Source organism: Dyella caseinilytica (assembly GCF_016865235.1).
Classification (GTDB): Bacteria; Pseudomonadota; Gammaproteobacteria; order Xanthomonadales; family Rhodanobacteraceae; genus Dyella_B; species Dyella_B caseinilytica.
Map to the genome: position 1 here is coordinate 2007587 of NZ_CP064030.1, position 16333 is coordinate 2023919.

9 protein-coding genes are annotated in these 16333 nt (G+C 60.2%); all 9 read left to right on the forward strand.

From position 1 onward, the window contains the following. Positions 1-70 precede the first annotated feature (70 nt). Complete coding sequence (gene rpsA, locus ISN74_RS08920; protein WP_188798989.1) at positions 71-1744, forward strand: 30S ribosomal protein S1; 1674 nt, start codon at positions 71-73, stop codon at positions 1742-1744. Between the two features lie 8 nt (positions 1745-1752). Beyond that, the gene (locus tag ISN74_RS08925) at positions 1753-2115 is read left to right on the forward strand and encodes an integration host factor subunit beta (protein WP_188799578.1); all 363 of its coding nucleotides are present in this window, start codon (positions 1753-1755) and stop codon (positions 2113-2115) included. Positions 2116-2267: 152 nt separating this feature from the next. Then, positions 2268-2528 carry a lipopolysaccharide assembly protein LapA domain-containing protein gene (locus tag ISN74_RS08930; RefSeq protein WP_188798990.1) on the forward strand — a complete coding sequence of 87 codons (261 nt, stop codon included), beginning with the start codon at positions 2268-2270 and terminating at the stop codon, positions 2526-2528. Next, the gene (gene lapB, locus ISN74_RS08935; protein WP_188798991.1) at positions 2525-3700 is read left to right on the forward strand and encodes a lipopolysaccharide assembly protein LapB; all 1176 of its coding nucleotides are present in this window, start codon (positions 2525-2527) and stop codon (positions 3698-3700) included. The genes ISN74_RS08930 and lapB overlap by 4 nt, the downstream gene beginning before the upstream one ends. Next, a complete protein-coding gene (locus tag ISN74_RS08940; RefSeq protein WP_188798992.1) occupies positions 3693-4739 on the forward strand; it encodes a glycosyltransferase family 4 protein in 1047 nt (348 codons plus the stop codon). Before lapB ends, ISN74_RS08940 begins: the two co-directional genes overlap by 8 nt. Continuing rightward, the gene (locus ISN74_RS08945; protein WP_425488846.1) at positions 4723-6624 is read left to right on the forward strand and encodes a polysaccharide biosynthesis protein; all 1902 of its coding nucleotides are present in this window, start codon (positions 4723-4725) and stop codon (positions 6622-6624) included. Before ISN74_RS08940 ends, ISN74_RS08945 begins: the two co-directional genes overlap by 17 nt. Beyond that, positions 6625-7497: a UTP--glucose-1-phosphate uridylyltransferase GalU gene (gene galU, locus ISN74_RS08950; RefSeq protein ID WP_188798994.1), complete on the forward strand. Its 873-nt coding sequence runs from the start codon at positions 6625-6627 to the stop codon at positions 7495-7497. A 250-nt stretch (positions 7498-7747) separates the two neighbouring features. Continuing rightward, the gene (locus tag ISN74_RS08955) at positions 7748-13849 is read left to right on the forward strand and encodes an alpha-2-macroglobulin (protein WP_188798995.1); all 6102 of its coding nucleotides are present in this window, start codon (positions 7748-7750) and stop codon (positions 13847-13849) included. A gap of 56 nt (positions 13850-13905) precedes the next feature. Continuing rightward, positions 13906-16302, forward strand: a complete 2397-nt coding sequence (gene pbpC / locus ISN74_RS08960; protein WP_188799579.1) for a penicillin-binding protein 1C — start codon at positions 13906-13908, stop codon at positions 16300-16302. The last annotated feature ends 31 nt before the right edge of the window (positions 16303-16333 follow it).

A 16333-nucleotide genomic window follows, 5' to 3' on the forward strand; every position in this document is an offset into this window, starting at 1 on the left:
GGCCTTCCCTTGCGCAAACATCCGACGGCGCGCAACGGGGCTAGGGCCTTTTCTTATTTACGGAATCAACATGACTGAAAGTTTTGCCGAGCTGTTTGAACAGAGCCAACAGGCCATCTCCAAGCTGAAGCCGGGCGCCATCGTCACGGGTATCGTTGTGGAAATCCGCAACGACGTCGTCGTGATCAACGCCGGCCTGAAGAGCGAAGGCATCGTCCCGATCGAGCAGTTCAAGGACGAGAAGGGCGAGTTGGAAGTGCAGGTGGGTGACGAGGTGAAGGTTGCCCTCGATGCACTCGAAGACGGTTTCGGCGAGACCAAGCTGTCCCGCGAGAAAGCCAAGCGTTCGATGGTGTGGGACGACCTCGAGCAGGCGTTCGACAAGGAAGAGACCATCACCGGCATGATCTCCGGCAAGGTCAAGGGTGGCTTCACGGTCGACATCAAGGACGTCCGCGCATTCCTGCCGGGCTCGCTGGTTGATGTGCGTCCCGTGCGCGATCCGGTTTACCTCGAGGGCAAGGCGCTCGAGTTCAAGATCATCAAGCTGGACCGCAAGCGCAACAACGTTGTCGTCAGCCGCCGCGCCGTCGTCGAGACCGAGTTCTCCGAAGAGCGCGAGAAGCTGCTGGAACGCCTGACCGAAGGCGCAGTGGTCAAGGGTACGGTCAAGAACCTCACCGACTACGGCGCGTTCGTGGATCTGGGCGGTATCGACGGCCTGTTGCACATCACCGACATGGCGTGGAAGCGCGTGCGTCATCCGTCCGAAGTCGTCAACGTTGGCGACGAGCTGGATGTTCGCGTGCTGAAGTACGACCGCGAGCGCAACCGCGTGTCCCTGGGCCTGAAGCAGCTGGGCGACGATCCGTGGGTCAACATCTCGCGTCGTTACCCGGTCGGCAGCCGTCTGTTCGGCAAGGTCTCCAACGTCACCGATTACGGTTGCTTCGTTGAGATCGAGCCGGGCGTCGAAGGTCTGGTCCACGTGTCCGAAATGGATTGGACCAACAAGAACGTCAATCCGGCCAAGGTTGTGCAGGTTGGTGACGAGACCGAAGTGATGGTGCTGGACGTGGATGAAGAGCGTCGCCGCATCTCGCTGGGTATCAAGCAGACGCGTTCCAATCCGTGGGAAGCGTTCGCAGCGATGCACAAGAAGAACGACAAGGTGTCCGGTCAGATCAAGTCGATCACCGACTTCGGCATCTTCATCGGTCTGGACGGTGGCATCGACGGTCTGGTTCACCTGTCCGACATCTCCTGGCAGGCTTCCGGCGAAGACCTCGTTCGCAACTTCAAGAAGGGCGACGAGATCGAAGCCGTGGTGCTCGCCGTTGATCCGGAGCGCGAGCGCATCTCGCTCGGCATCAAGCAGATGGAACAGGATCCGTTCGGCCACTTCATGGCCGTCCATACGCGCGGCACCATCGTCAACGGTACCGTGAAGGAAGTGGACGCCAAGGGTGCGGTGATCGACCTGGGCGACGGCGTCGAGGGTTACCTCCGCGCCAGCGATATCGCCAAGGAGCGCATCGACGATGCCACTCAGCATCTGAAGGTGGGTGACAAGGTCGAAGCCAAGTTCACCGGGATGGACCGTAAGGGCCGTCAGCTGTCGCTGTCGATCCGCGCCAAGGACGAGGAAGAGCTGCAAGACGCCATGGCCGAGTATTCGTCCGCGTCGGGTGGCACGACCAAGCTTGGTGCGCTGCTGAAAGAGCAGCTCAACAAGGCTGATTGATTTAGTGCCTGCAGCGGGGCGGCGGTTCGCCGCCCCGCCTCGTTCCACGTCACGGACATTGGGGACCCATGACCAAATCCGAGTTGATTGAGGCGCTGGCTAGGCGCCAAACCCATCTTGCGTTTAGCGACGTTGAGCTGGCGGTCAAAAACGTGATCGAACAGATGAGCCAGGCTTTATCTACTGGCGAGCGTATCGAGGTGCGTGGTTTTGGCAGCTTTGCCTTGCATTACCGGCCGCCGCGTATGGGTCGCAACCCCAAGACTGGCGATGCCGTGGCTTTGCCCGGCAAGCATGTGCCGCACTTCAAGCCCGGCAAGGAGCTTAGAGAGCGCGTTAACATGCATCTGGAACAACAGCAGGAAGGCTGATCTTTCCTCGCTCAATGCTTATCCGACAGGCAGGCGGCCTTGGGCCGATCCTGCCTTTTCTTTTACGTGGATTGCGCAATGACGCGATCCTGCCTGAATCAATCTGCAAAGACCGCCTGTGCCACCTACGGGCAATCGGGTAAAGTTTCCCGATGCGACTGATCGTCATGCTGCTATTGCTGTTGTTCATCGCCGGGGGAGTAGTACTCGGGGCGCTTAATGCGGACCTCATCGGGTACGACCTTGGCTTTGCGCGTGTCCAGGTGCCAAAAGGCGCTGCCTTGCTGGCGGTGCTTGCACTGGGCTGGATTCTGGGTGGTCTGACCGCCTGGCTAGGTGTCACTACGCGGCATCGGCGCGAGCGACGACGCGCTGAAAAGGCCGTGGGCACGAAGGCATCGAAAACCCCATGAGCGCTCTCTATCCGCTGCTGGCTTTGCTTATACCGGCGGCTTTTCTAAGCGGCTGGTGGACAGCTCGGCGCGCTGGCGTGCGCCGCTCGGGTGTGCAGGTCAGCGAATTGTCCTCCGATTACTTCCGTGGCCTGAACTACCTACTCAACGAAGAACAGGACAAGGCCATCGAGGTGTTCCTCAAGCTGGCCGAATACAACCGCGACACCGTAGAAACGCACTTAGCGTTAGGTAATCTTTTTCGGCGGCGTGGTGAAGTGGATCGGGCTATTCGGCTGCATCAACATCTTGTTTCCAGGCCAGGCTTGTCCGAGGGGATGAAAACCGTCGCCCTGCTGGAACTGGGGGAAGACTACATGCGTGCCGGTCTGCTCGATCGCGCTGAAGCGCTGTTCTCGGATCTGGTGGCGATGAATGCGCACGCGCCATCGGCCCTGCGTCACCTCATCGCGATCTATCAGCACGAACGCGATTGGCATAAAGCGATAGAGCACGCTCGCCGCCTTGAAACCATGACGGGTGAGGAAGAAGTCACCAACATCGCACAGTTCTATTGCGAACTGGCCGAGCAGTCGCGCCAGCATGGTGCGCGCGCCGAAGCGCGCGAATATCTGCAACACGCCTTCGCATGCCAGCCCGATTGCGTGCGCGCATTCATGCTGACGGGACGCCTGCATGCGGAAGAAGGGCAGCATGCCGAAGCTGTCGATATCTACGAGCGCGCCGTCGAAGCGGACATCGCCTTTGTGCCAGAAATTCTGCCGCCCTTGTTGGATAGCTATGCGCGCTCAGGGCAAATGGAGCGCGCTGAGCATTTTCTGCGCGATATCCTGGCTCGTTATCACGGTATTTCGCCCGTGTTGGCGTTGACGCATCTGTACCAGAAGCGCGACGGCGAAAAGCCGGCGATCGAGTTCCTTACGTCGCAACTGCGCCAACGTCCTTCGGTGCGCGGTCTGATGGCCCTGATTGACGCCACCATGGACAAGATCGAAGGTGAGGCGCGCGAGAACTTCCTCATTCTGCGCGATCTCACGCACAAGCTGCTCGAAGGGCAGGCGATGTATCGCTGCAGCCATTGTGGCTTCGGTACCAAAGCCCATCACTGGCAATGCCCAAGCTGTAAAGGCTGGAGCACGATCAGGCCGATTCATGGTGTCGCCAATGAGTGATGCCGTCGTGGCCAGTCTCGCCCCGATCGCGTTCGCCGTTCTGATTGCTTTCCTGATTGCCTTGTGCGCGGTTCGCACAGCCATCGCTTACGCGCATCGCCGGGGCATGTACGACCAGCCGGGGCAACGCCGATCCCACAAGATCCCCACGCCGCGTGGAGGTGGTATCGGCATCATCGTATCCGTGGTGATCACGGTGCCAACATGCTTGTTGTATATGCAGCCTGCATGGCCTCGCACCATTGCGTTGGCTTTGCTGGTGGCGGTGTTGCTGGTGGCATGGATCGGGTGGTGGGACGACCACAGCCCCCTGCCTGCGTTGCCGCGATTCGGGGTGCAAATTCTTGCGACGGCACTTTTCTCAGTGGCCTTGATCGCTAGCGGGTTGAGCTGGCTGTGGCTGCCGTTGCTGGTGCTTGCCGGGGCGTGGAGTATCAATCTGCATAACTTCATGGATGGCATCGACGGCTTGCTGGCTCAGCAAGGCGTATTCGTCGCCTGTGGCCTGGCGCTGCTCGCGGCGCTGGCCGACCAGACCGCCCTGGCTGCTGGGTCGGCGTGCGTCGCGGCGGCCTGCCTGGGCTTCTGGTGTTACAACCGCTCGCCGGCCCGGATTTTCATGGGGGACGTAGGCAGCGGCAGTATCGGATTGCTGCTTTTTGCCCTGACCGCCATGCTCTGGCGCGTTGAGACGTGGCTGCTATGGCCCGCTCTGATCCTCAGTTCAGCTTTTGTGACGGATGCGACCCTTACTCTGCTCAACCGAGTCCTGGGTGGGCGTCGCTGGTACACTGCGCATCGCGAACATCTTTATCAATGGATTGTGCGCAGGGGCCATACACATGCCGCAGGGGCGGCGTGGTATGGGGGATGGAATCTGCTAGTGGCAACTCCACTGGCGGCGCTGGCATGGAAAAGGCCAGGGTTGGGGCTAATAGCCTGCATCGTCACCTACGCGATCGGTGCGGCGATATGGCTGATAACCAAACGCCGCATGATTCGCCGAGATCGATACAAGGTTCATCATGTCGATACGTAAATGGGTAGGGATCGTTCATCCTCGCATCGCAGTCGTCGTGCACGACTTGCTGATCACTGCACTCGCCTGGTGGGTGGCTAAGGAACTGCGCTATGCGCTGGATCCGCAGCTACCCGTCACCTTCGAGTTGTTCGAATTTCCCATCGTGCTGGCGGTGCAGGGCCTGGTCTACGCATGGACGGGGCTTTACAAGGGTGTATGGCGCTTCGCCAGCTTGCCGGATTTGTGGAATATCTTGCGCGCCGCCATCGTCGGCACCGTCGCGATCGGTGTGGCGTTGTTCCTCTACGGCCGTCTGGAAGGCGTGCCGCGTTCGGTCCTGTTGTTGTATCCCTTCGTACTGGCGTTGTTCCTTGGCACGCCGCGTCTGGCCTATCGCTTCTGGAAGGACAGTCGCATCGATTTGTTCATGAACGCCAAGACTCAGCGTGTGCTGATCGTTGGCGCGGACCGGGCAGGTGAGGCGCTTGCGCGCGATCTGCATCGCGACTCGCGCTACATGGTCGTAGGTTTTGTCGATAATCAGCGCTCGCTGCGTGGTGCTCGGATCAACGGCAAGCCTGTGCTGGGCACCCTCGAGCAGCTCCCTGATGTGGCCAAAGAAGCGGCGGTGCAGATGCTGCTGATTGCGTTGCCGGGCGCAAGCGCGCGGGAAATGCGTCAAGTGGTTGAGCTGTGCGACCGTACCGGATTGCCTTATCGCACCGTGCCGAAGCTTGAAGATGTCGTTGCCGGCCGCGCCCAGTTCAATCAGATCAAGGAAGTTTCGATCGAAGATCTGCTCGGTCGCGATGCGGTGGAGCTCGATTGGACCCGCATTCGCGAGACCCTGACCGGACGTCGTGTGCTGATCACCGGCGGTGGCGGTTCGATCGGTTCCGAACTTTGCCGGCAAGTTGCGCGATTGGGCGTGCATGCGCTCACTATCGTCGAGTCGTGCGAGTACAACCTGTACCAAATCTCGCAGGAACTGCGCGCGGCTTATCCGGAACTGCTGCTCAACAGCGTGCTGGCCGATGCGGGCGATCGCGTTGCCATGCGCAGGCTGTTCACCGAAGTCATGCCGCAGGTGGTTTTCCATGCGGCGGCATACAAGCATGTGCCGATGCTGCAGGGGCAATTGCGCACCGCGGTGCGCAACAATGTCCTGACGACACGCACGGTGGCTAACTTGGCCAGCGAGATGCGGGTGGAATGCTTCGTGCTGATTTCCACTGACAAGGCCGTGAATCCCACCAGTGTGATGGGGGCCTGCAAGCGTATCGCCGAGATCTGGTGCCAGAATCTCAACGCGCACTCCAATACGCATTTCATCACGGTGCGGTTCGGTAACGTGCTCGACTCTGCCGGCTCGGTCGTGCCGCTGTTCCGCCAGCAGATTCACGCAGGTGGTCCGGTTACCGTGACGCACCCGGAAATCTCGCGCTATTTCATGACCATTCCGGAAGCCACCCAGCTCATTCTGCAGGCGGCCGCGCTGGGCAAGGGCGGCGAGATCTTCGCGTTGGATATGGGCGAGCCGGTCAAGATCCGTGATCTGGCCGAACAGATGATCCGTCTCGCCGGCAAGAAGCCAGGGACCGAAATCCCTATCGTCTACACCGGGCTGCGTTCGGGCGAAAAGCTGTTCGAAGAGCTTTTCCATCCGCTGGAGAACTACAGCGCCACGACGCATAACAAGATCTTCCTGGCCCAGCACCGGCCCGTGTCATGGGATCTTTTGCAAGTGCAGATGGACAAGGCCACCGATGCCGTACACCAGTACGACGAAGAGGCGCTTCGCAGCTGTGTGTCCAGTCTGCTTCCATCATTCTGCTGGAGCGACGTTGCCCAACAATCGGATAACGTAGTCCCGCTTCGCCGCAACGACATTGGAGAGAAGTGAGTGAGTAAGCCATTGCGCAAGGTGGTGTTCCCTGTAGCCGGCCTCGGTACGCGTTTTCTGCCGGCAACCAAGGTCGTCGCCAAGGAAATGCTGCCGGTTCTGGATCGGCCCCTGATCCAGTACGCTGTCGACGAAGCGGTGGATGCTGGCGCAGACACGCTGGTGTTCGTCACCAACCGTTACAAGCACGCCATTGCTGATTACTTTGACAAGGCCTACGAGCTTGAAGCCAAGCTGCAGGAAAAGGGCAAGGACGAATTATTGGCGATGGTGCAGGGAACGCTCCCGCGCAACGTGCGCGCCATCTTTGTCACCCAGCCGGAAGCACTTGGCCTGGGACATGCCGTGCTCTGCGCCAAGGCGGTGGTGGGCGATGAACCCTTTGGTGTGGTCCTGCCTGACGACTTGATCTGGAACCGCGGCAAGAGCGCCCTGCGGCAGATGGCCGAATTGGCTGATGCTGAAAACGCTGGCGTCATCGCGGTGGAGGAAGTGCCGCATGATCAGACCGACAAATATGGCATCGTCGATGCCGAGCCGATCAACGAACGCAGCGCACGCATCCGCTTCATGGTCGAAAAGCCCAAGCCGGCGGACGCCCCTTCCAATCTTGCCGTGGTCGGTCGCTATGTGCTGCCGGGTCGCATCTTTCAACTGCTGGAACAGACCAAGCCAGGCGCCGGCGGTGAAATCCAGTTGACCGATGCCATCGAGGCGTTGTTAACGGAGCAGGGCAAGGTCCTGGCCTATCGCTTCGAAGGCACGCGTTTCGATTGCGGCAACAAGGCCGGTCTGGTTCGGGCCACGATGCATATGGCCATGCAGGATCCAGTACTGGCCAAGACCGTACGCGAGTTTGCGGCTCAGCTTTGAAGCCTGATTGAACAACACCCGGCCGCCCGTTTGGGCGGCCGTTTTGCTGTCTGCCACACGGCTGCCTTTCGGCGTCAGCTCGTGCCAGAATCGTGACCGCAGACTGCCATTTTTCTCCGGCAGCATGCGCATGGGGAACTCTGTTCGTAATCGCTTGCGCCGCTCGGCGCGAGCGTTCCCTGTAGGGTCGCGAACACCATGGCGTGCAATGTGCCATGGGCCATTAACGGATTAAGTATCGGGAAGCATCATGGACTTGCTGCGTTTTCTGCTTCTGTTGCCCGTGCGCCTGGTACGCGGGGTGCTCGCTGCCTTGGCCTGGCTACTTAGGCCCCTGGTCGGCCAAGTTAACTGGTCAGCGCCAGGCTGGATGCATTGGGTGCGGCGCCGCCCGCTGCATTCGGCAGGTATCGTCCTGGTGGCAGCGTTGTTGGCGACAGGCGGCTGGTTCGGCTGGCACTGGTACAAGAACCGACCGCGTCCGCAGGAGCCGCAACGAATCACCTGGGACGTGCATGCGCCAGACATTACCGATTACAGCAAGTTGCCTGTGGTGGTTCATTCGCTCGAACTTGATTTTTCCGCTTCGGTGGCGCCGATCGAGCTGGTCGGCAAGCCGGCCACTGCCGGTATCACCATGCAGCCGGATACCAAGGGTCAATGGAGTTGGGTCGACGACAAAACGCTGCGTTTTACGCCAGCTTCCGATTGGCCGATCGGGCAGCATTACAAAGTCCGCTTCGATGCTGCGCAGGCTTTCGCACATCACGTTCTGCTGGCCGATGATCATTTCGAGTTCGATACCGAGTCGTTCAAAGCCACCATCGGCAAAGGCGAGTTCTACCAGGATCCGCAAGATCCGACCGCCAAGAAGACCATTATCCAGGTCGATTTCAATTATCCGGTCGATACCGCTCAGTTCGAGAAGCGCATCGCGCTGAGTCTGGCGGGGCGCGGGGACCATTCGTCGACGCCGCTGAAATTCAGCGTGACCTACGATCCGTACAAACTCCACGCATGGATCCACTCACAACCGCTGGATCTACCGCGAGACGATGGTGCCGTATCGTTGAAACTCGACAGCGGCGTGCGAAGCACGCGCGGCGGCGATGGCACGAATGCCGAGCTGGACACCAGCGTACGTGTGCCCGGCCTGTATAGCCTTACTGTGCAGGACATCAGCCCTACCTTGGTCGATAACGATAAGTACGAGCCCGAACAGGTGATGGTTATCAACCTGAGCGGTGCCGTGCGTGACAGCGAACTGGCCGGGCTGGTGCATGCTTGGGTGCTGCCTGCGCATAACACGGATACCGAGAGTTCGGATAATTCGGATAACGCACAAGATCAGCCTTATGACTGGAGCGCCGGCGAGGTCAGCGATAAGTTGTTGCGCAAGTCGCAGCAGCTCTCGCTGCAGGTCGTGCCCACGGAGAACGATTACCAGCCGTTGCAGAGTTTCAAGTTTCATGCCGATCCCGGGCAGCGCATCTATGTGCGGATCGACAAGGGCCTGAAGTCGTTCGGTGGTTATGTGCTGGGACAGCCGACGGCGCAGGTCGTCACCGTGCCGGACTATCCCAAGCTGTTGCACTTCATGGCGGATGGTTCTCTGCTTTCGCTTAGCGGCAGCAAGCGTATCTCGGTGGTTTCACGCAACATGCAGGGCATGCGGCTGGAAATCGGGCGGGTGTTGCCGGACCAGTTGCAACATCTGGTCAGCCTGAACCAGGGTGATTACAGCCATCCGCAATTGCTGGACGGCTTTGGTGAAGAGCACATCGTCGATCGCTTCGAGGTCAAGCGCGCATTTCCCAGCGGTGATCCCGCGCATGCGCATTATGAAGGCGTCGATCTGAGCCAGTATTTGCAGGAAGGCAAGCGTGGCGTGTTCTTGCTGCATCTGTACGATTTCGATCCGGCAGCGGCCAAAAAACAGGCGGACGAAGCCGCCAAGGCCAAGGCGCTGGCACAGCAGGGCATCGCTCCTCCGCCACCAGGTTCGCAGCCCGATGCCGATACCTCCCATGACGACAGCGCTGGCGATACGGATGATTCGGGCGATTCGCCACAGGATACCCGCCTGATCGTCGTCACCGATCTGGGCATGCTGGTAAAGCGCGCGCTTGATGGCAGCCAGGATCTGTTCGTGCAGTCGATCCGCACGGGTCAACCCGTCGCTGGCGCTAACGTGTCGGTGCTGGCAGTCAACGGCCAGACGCTCTTCAGCCAGGACACTGGTGCGGATGGCATGGTGCACTTCCCGACCTTCAAGGGCCTGGACCGCGAAAAGAAACCGGCACTGTATGTGGTGAAAAAGGGCGAGGATCTGTCCTTCCTGCCGATCGGCGGCAATGATCGACAACTGGACTACTCGCGTTTCGATATCGGCGGCGAAGCCAGTGCCGTCAATCCCGGCACGCTGTCTGGCTATCTATTCTCCGACCGAGGCATTTATCGTCCCGGCGACGATATGCACATCGGCCTGATTGTTCGGGCCGCGAGCTGGACGCGTGATGTAGCGGGCATTCCGTTGCAAGCGGAAGTGGTTGATCCGCGTGGTGTGACGGTGAAGCAGATCCCGCTGAAGATGGACGACTCCGGCTTCGGCGAATTGATGTATACGCCCTCCGAAACAGCGCCCACGGGCACCTGGACGGTGAATCTTTACATCGTGCGTGATGGCAAGGCAGATACGCAGATCGGCAACACCACCGTGCAGGTCAAAGAGTTCCTGCCCGATCGCATGAAGGTCACCGCCAAACTGTCCAGCCAGGTTGCGGAAGGCTGGGTCAAGCCGGATGGGCTCAAGGGCCTGGTCGATGCGCAGAATCTGTTCGGAACGCCTGCCGCCAATCGCCGCGTAGAGGCGACGCTGACCTTGCGTCCTGCGTGGCCGGCGTTCCATAGCTGGCCCAATTACCACTTCTACGATGTTCATCGCGCCAAGGATGGTTACGACGAAGCCTTGCAGGATGGCAAGACCGATGACAAGGGCCATGCCGAGTTCGACCTCGATCTGAAGAAATACGCCGACGCCACCTATCAACTGTATTTTCTGGCCAAGGCGCATGAAGCAGACGGCGGCCGTAGCGTTGCGGCTGCCACGCAAACGCTGGTGTCGAGCAACGATTGGCTGGTCGGTTACCGCAGCGATGACAATCTTGACTATGTCGATCGCAATGCTGTGCGCAAGGTTCATCTGGTAGCCATCGACAATCAGGCGAAGTCGATCAAGCTCGATGGCCTAAAGGCTCAGCTGATCGAGCGCCGCTACGTATCGGTGCTCACCAAGCAGGATTCGGGTGTCTACAAGTACGAGTCGCGCCTGAAGGAAATTCCTGTCAACGAACAGCCCTTGCTGATCCCAGCCGGTGGGCTCGATTACGCGTTGCCCACGGATAAGCCAGGCAACTACGCCCTGGTCATCCTGCGTGGCAGCGATCGCGTCGAGGTGAATCGTGTCAGTTATTCGGTGGCTGGCGACGCCAACTTGTCACGCTCGCTCGATCGCAATGCGGAGTTGCAGCTGAATCTGGAGAAGTCTGACTACAACCCGGGCGATACCGTGAATATTTCCATTCATGCGCCTTATGCTGGCAGCGGCCTGATCACCATCGAGCGTGACAAGGTCTACGCCCACGCGTGGTTCCATGCCGATACCACCAGCTCGGTGCAACAGATCACGATTCCCAAGGACTTCGAAGGCAACGGCTACATCAATGTGCAGTTCATCCGAGATCCGTCATCGGATGAAATCTTCATGAGTCCGCTGAGTTACGGCGTGGTGCCGTTCTCGGTAAATCTGGATGCACGCCGTGATCCGGTGACGGTCGATTCGCCTGCGCTGGTCAAACCCGGCGACACCGTCACGTTCAAGCTGCACGCCGCGCATCCGGCCAAGGCTGTGGTGTTTGCGGTGGACGAGGGCATTCTTCAGGTTGCCCATTACAAGCTGGGCGATCCGCTGAGCTTCTTCTTCCGCAAAAAGATGCTGGAAGTGCAGACTTCACAGATCCTCGATCTGATCTTGCCGGATTTCGAGAAGTTGATGGCAAGCGCTGCCGCCCCCGGCGGTGATGCTGATGCAGCGATCGGTCGCCAGTTGAATCCGTTCAAGCGCAAACGAGACAAGCCCGTCGTGTTCTGGTCCGGCATCGTCGACGTGGATGGTGATAAGGACTTCACCTACACCGTGCCCGATTACTTCAACGGCAAGCTGCGCGTGATGGCCGTAGCGGTGTCATCGGATCGCGTCGGCACGTACGAAAGCAGCACCACGGTGCGAGGTGATTTCGTACTGTCGCCCAATGTACCCACCACCTTGGCGCCGGGCGATGAGACGGATATCAGTGTTGGCGTCGCCAACAACCTCACCGGTCTGAATGGCAAGCAGGTACCGGTGGCGGTGAGCTTGCAGGCGGGTCCGCAACTGCAAGTGGTCGGGGCGGCAACGCAAGACGTCAGCCTCGGCGAAATGCGCGAGGGTGTGGTGAAGTTCCGCGTCAAGGCCACCGGCCAGCTCGGTTCCGGCCATCTTGCATTCACGGCAGCGTACGCGGGCAAATCGGCGCACCAGGCGGTGGATGTATCGGTGCGGCCGGCGTCTGCTTATCGCACGCAGTTAGATGTGGGGCAGGTGGCGACACGCAGCCAGGCCGAACTGTCGCCGCTGCGTCCCATGTTCGACGCCTATGCCTCCCGTGATGCGGCCATCTCGCCGTTGCCGGTTGTGTTGGCGCAGGGTATTGCCAGCTATCTGGTCAACTACCAGCACTATTGCAGCGAGCAGGTGGTCAGTATGGCCATGCCTCGCTTGATCTTGGCCAAGTGGCCGCAAGTGCCGGTATTCGCGCACGCCCTGCAGCCGGCTTTTGCCGATCCGGATGAAAAGAAGATCAGCAATGATGAAGCCATTTCCAAGCTGCTGGACGTGTTGCATGCACGCCAGAACAGCGAGGGCGGTTTCGGGCTGTGGGCAGCAACGCCTGATGCCGAACCGTTCGTGTCCAACTATGCGATGAACTTCCTGCTCGAAGCACGCGACCGTGGCACCACGGTGCCGCAGGATATGATCGATGCGGGCAACAAGTACCTGCAGCAATTGGCCAATGACGATGGCATGGATTCGCTGGAAACATTGCGCCAACGTGCCTATGCCGCTTATCTGCTGACACGTCAGGGCAATGTCACCACCAATGCGCTGGCAGCGATACAGAAGCGCCTGCAGGACGCTTATCCGAACGTCTGGAAGAACGATCTGGCGGCGGCATGGCTGGCTGCTTCCTACAAGCTGCTGAAGCAAGACGACGAAGCCAATCGCCTGATGGCAGGTCCAGAGCAGGCGCTGACGCGTTCGAAGGCAAGCGAAGATTTCAGCTATGGGTACTACTACGATCCGCTGGTTCGCGACGCCAGCGTGCTCTATGTGCTGTCCAAGCATTTCCCTGAGCGCGCCAAGGCCTTGCCGGCACGCGTGTTCGAGAACATTGCCTGGCCGCTGGCGCACGACGACTTCAATACACTCTCATCGGCCATGACGATTCTCGCCCTGGACAGTTACGCCAGCCAAAGCGCCAGCGAACTGGACAAGCTGGGCATCGAAGCGGTGCATGCCGATGGCAGTACCAAGTCGATCGCGAACGTTGAAGGAAATCTGCTGCAGGCGGGTAGCTGGGACGCGTCCGCGACCAAGCTGCGCTTCATCAACCAGAGCAGCCTGCCAGCATGGCGCGTGGCCAGCCAGGGTGGCTATGACAGCGCACAGCCACACGATGCGATCAAGAAGGGCATCGAGATCATCCGCGAGTACACGGATGCGCAAGGCAAATCGCTCGACACCGTGACCCTGGGTCAGGAGATCGACGTGCATGTGCGCATTCGTGCCACCGGCGATGAAGGCGTGGGCAACGTTGCAGTCGTCGACCTGCTGCCAGGTGGTTTCGAGCCGGTGATCCAGCCACCACCGGCAGCGACGGACGCACAGAACACGGACAGTTCAGGCGCAGGCAGCAACAGCAACGCCGATAGTGGCAATAGCAGCGACAGTAACAGTGGTAGTGGCGAAGGCAGCGGGGATGCCAGCAGCGCCGCATCAAGTGCGCCGGCCTGGCGTTCGACGATCGGCTTGCCGCAATCCACCTGGCAGCTGGACTATGCCGATGTCCGCGAAGATCGTGTTGTGATTTACGGCACTGCCACGCCGGATGTGCATGAATTCGTGTACCGCATCCGTGCCACCAATGCCGGCAAATTCGCGGTGCCACCGGCTTATGCGGAATCGATGTACGACCGGGCGATCCAGGCACGCTCCGCAGGCGGAGCGACCTTGACCGTGGTAGACAAACCTTGAGTGGATCGCTACCCGCCTGCCAAGGCAGGCGGGTAGCCAGGCGAGTGTTCGTGGATATGGCCGGCTACCTCCGTTCGCTGCTGCACGCGCTGCTTCGCTGGATTCAGCGTTGGCAGAACTGGCTGGCGGCACTGGGCATTCTGTTCGCGGTGCTCGCCGGCTGCAGGCTGTGGCCCCATGCGCCGCTGCGCAGCTGGCTGTCGTCCTCTACAGCGGTCTATGACGATCGGGGGAGGCTGTTGCGGCTGACGCTGGCCAGCGACCAGCAATACCGCCTGTGGGTGCCGTTGCAGGACATCTCGCCTCAACTGGTGCAAGGCGTGCTGTTGCACGAAGACCGCTGGTACGCCTGGCACCCCGGCGTCAACCCGTACGGCCTGCTGCGTGGCGCCTGGATCACTTATGGCAGGCACGGTGCGCCACAGGGCGGCTCGACGATCACCATGCAGTTGGCGCGTTTGCTGTGGCGGCTCAACACGCGCACGCCGATGGGCAAACTGCGGCAGATTGCCCGTGCCGTGCAGCTGGAATTGTTTTATTCCAAGCGCCAGATTCTCGAGGCTTATCTCAATGCCGCGCCTTATGGCGCCAACGTGCAGGGCGCTGGCACTGCCAGCCTGGTGTATTTCGGCAAACAGGCCAGCCAGCTCACATTGCCTGAAGCTTTGACCCTGGCAGTGATCCCCCAGAACCCCTCACAACGCCTGCTGGCAGGACAGAGTGTGAGCAATAGGGTGCTCATCAGCCGCAATCTGGCCGATGCACGCAACCATCTCTGTGAGGCCTGGCTGTCGCAGCATCCGCAGGATGCTTCGCTCAAGCCCCTGTTTGCCCTGCCGCTGACACTTCGTCCGCTGAACCGGCTGCCCTTCGAGGCGCCGCATGCCGTCGAGCAGGTACTGGCCAGCCAGTCCTTGGACAATGGCCAAAACAGCGCCGCACTCACCACCACCATCGATCTCGATCTGCAGCACAGTCTCGAACGGCAGCTTTCGCTCTATGTAAAGCGCAACGCTTCACGCGGCATCGTCAATGCGGCAGCCATCCTGGTCGACACCCGCGACATGGGGATCCGGGCGCTGGTCGGTTCCGTGAACTATCGGGATGCATCCATCCAGGGACAGGTGAACGGCACGCTGGCCAAACGCTCGCCGGGTTCCACCTTGAAGCCTTTCATCTACGCGCTGGGCTTCGATCAGGGCGTCTTGCAGCCCCAGACCGTACTGCGCGACGTACCGACATCCTTCGGTCCTTATACGCCGGAAAACTTTGACGGCAATTTCCTCGGCCCGATCACGGCAACGCAGGCCTTGATCCGGAGCCGCAACATCCCCGCGGTATGGGTGGCGTCCCAACTGCACGAGCCAAGCCTCTACGATTTCTTGCAGCAGGCCGGTGTCAGCCGCATGGCCAGTGAACAGCATTACGGCCTGTCACTGGTATTGGGAGGTGGGGAAGTGAGCATGCAGGAGCTGGCAAGCCTCTACACGATGCTCGCCAACCAGGGCGTCTTGCGGCCGCTTCGACTGCGAACCGATGATCCTCCGGTGCAGGGGACGCGTCTGCTGAGCGAGGAAGCGAGTTTCATGGCGATGGATATCCTGCGCCAGAATCCGCGTCCCGACGATGCGATCAGCATGCAATCGATGCGCATGCCGGTCTACTGGAAAACGGGCACGTCGTGGGCCTTCCGCGACGCGTGGACGGCGGGCAGCTTTGGGCCTTACGTGCTGGTGGTGTGGGTCGGCAATTTCGATGGCAGCAGCAACCCGGCTTTTGTTGGCGCTGACGCGGCTGCGCCCTTGTTCTTTCAGGTTATCGATGCGTTGCATGCGGAGCATGTGCGCCTGGACGAGCCGGTCAGGCATATGCCAGGCAATCTTCGACGCGTGGAAATCTGTCTGGCCAGCGGCAATCTACCCACCCAATGGTGCCCGCAAAAAGGCATGACCTGGTTCATACCGGGCAAATCCCCGATCCGTGTGGACGATATCTATCGCCCTGTCGTGATCGACGATGCGACAGGCAAAGCCGCTTGCCCACCGTTTGACGATAAGCGCACGCACATCGAGGTGTACGAATTCTGGCCGTCAGACCTGCAGCGCGTGTTCCAGCAGGCGGGCATGCCGCGCCGCAAACCGCCCGTCAATCCGGATTGCGGCAAGAGCGAAAGCACACTGGGCAATGCTCCAAGCATGACCTCGCCCTTGCGTGGCAGCGCTTACACGCTGCGCTTGAAGCAGCTGGGCGAAGAGCGCATTCCCTTTACCGCGACCAGTGACGCGGATGTGCACACGCTGTACTGGTTTGTCGACGACGCCTACGTAGGGCGTAGCGAGCCGAACGAATCGATGTATTGGCAACCGCATAGCGCCGGCCAGTACACCATTCGCGTGGTCGATGACCATGGACGCACCGACCAGCGCCTCATGCAGGTCAACCTGATCGAGTGAACCGACGGCTTCAATCCGCGTTATGCTCGGC

Bases quoted from the DNA above. Each gene is read 5' to 3' on its own strand.
- rpsA (WP_188798989.1), top strand. From the start codon at position 71: ATGACTGAAAGTTTTGCCGAGCTGTTTGAACAGAGCCAACAGGCCATC.
- ISN74_RS08955 (WP_188798995.1), top strand. From the start codon at position 7,748: ATGGACTTGCTGCGTTTTCTGCTTCTGTTGCCCGTGCGCCTGGTACGC.
- ISN74_RS08930 (WP_188798990.1), top strand. From the start codon at position 2,268: ATGCGACTGATCGTCATGCTGCTATTGCTGTTGTTCATCGCCGGGGGA.
- ISN74_RS08940 (WP_188798992.1), top strand. From the start codon at position 3,693: ATGAGTGATGCCGTCGTGGCCAGTCTCGCCCCGATCGCGTTCGCCGTT.
- lapB (WP_188798991.1), top strand. From the start codon at position 2,525: ATGAGCGCTCTCTATCCGCTGCTGGCTTTGCTTATACCGGCGGCTTTT.
- pbpC (WP_188799579.1), top strand. From the start codon at position 13,906: ATGGCCGGCTACCTCCGTTCGCTGCTGCACGCGCTGCTTCGCTGGATT.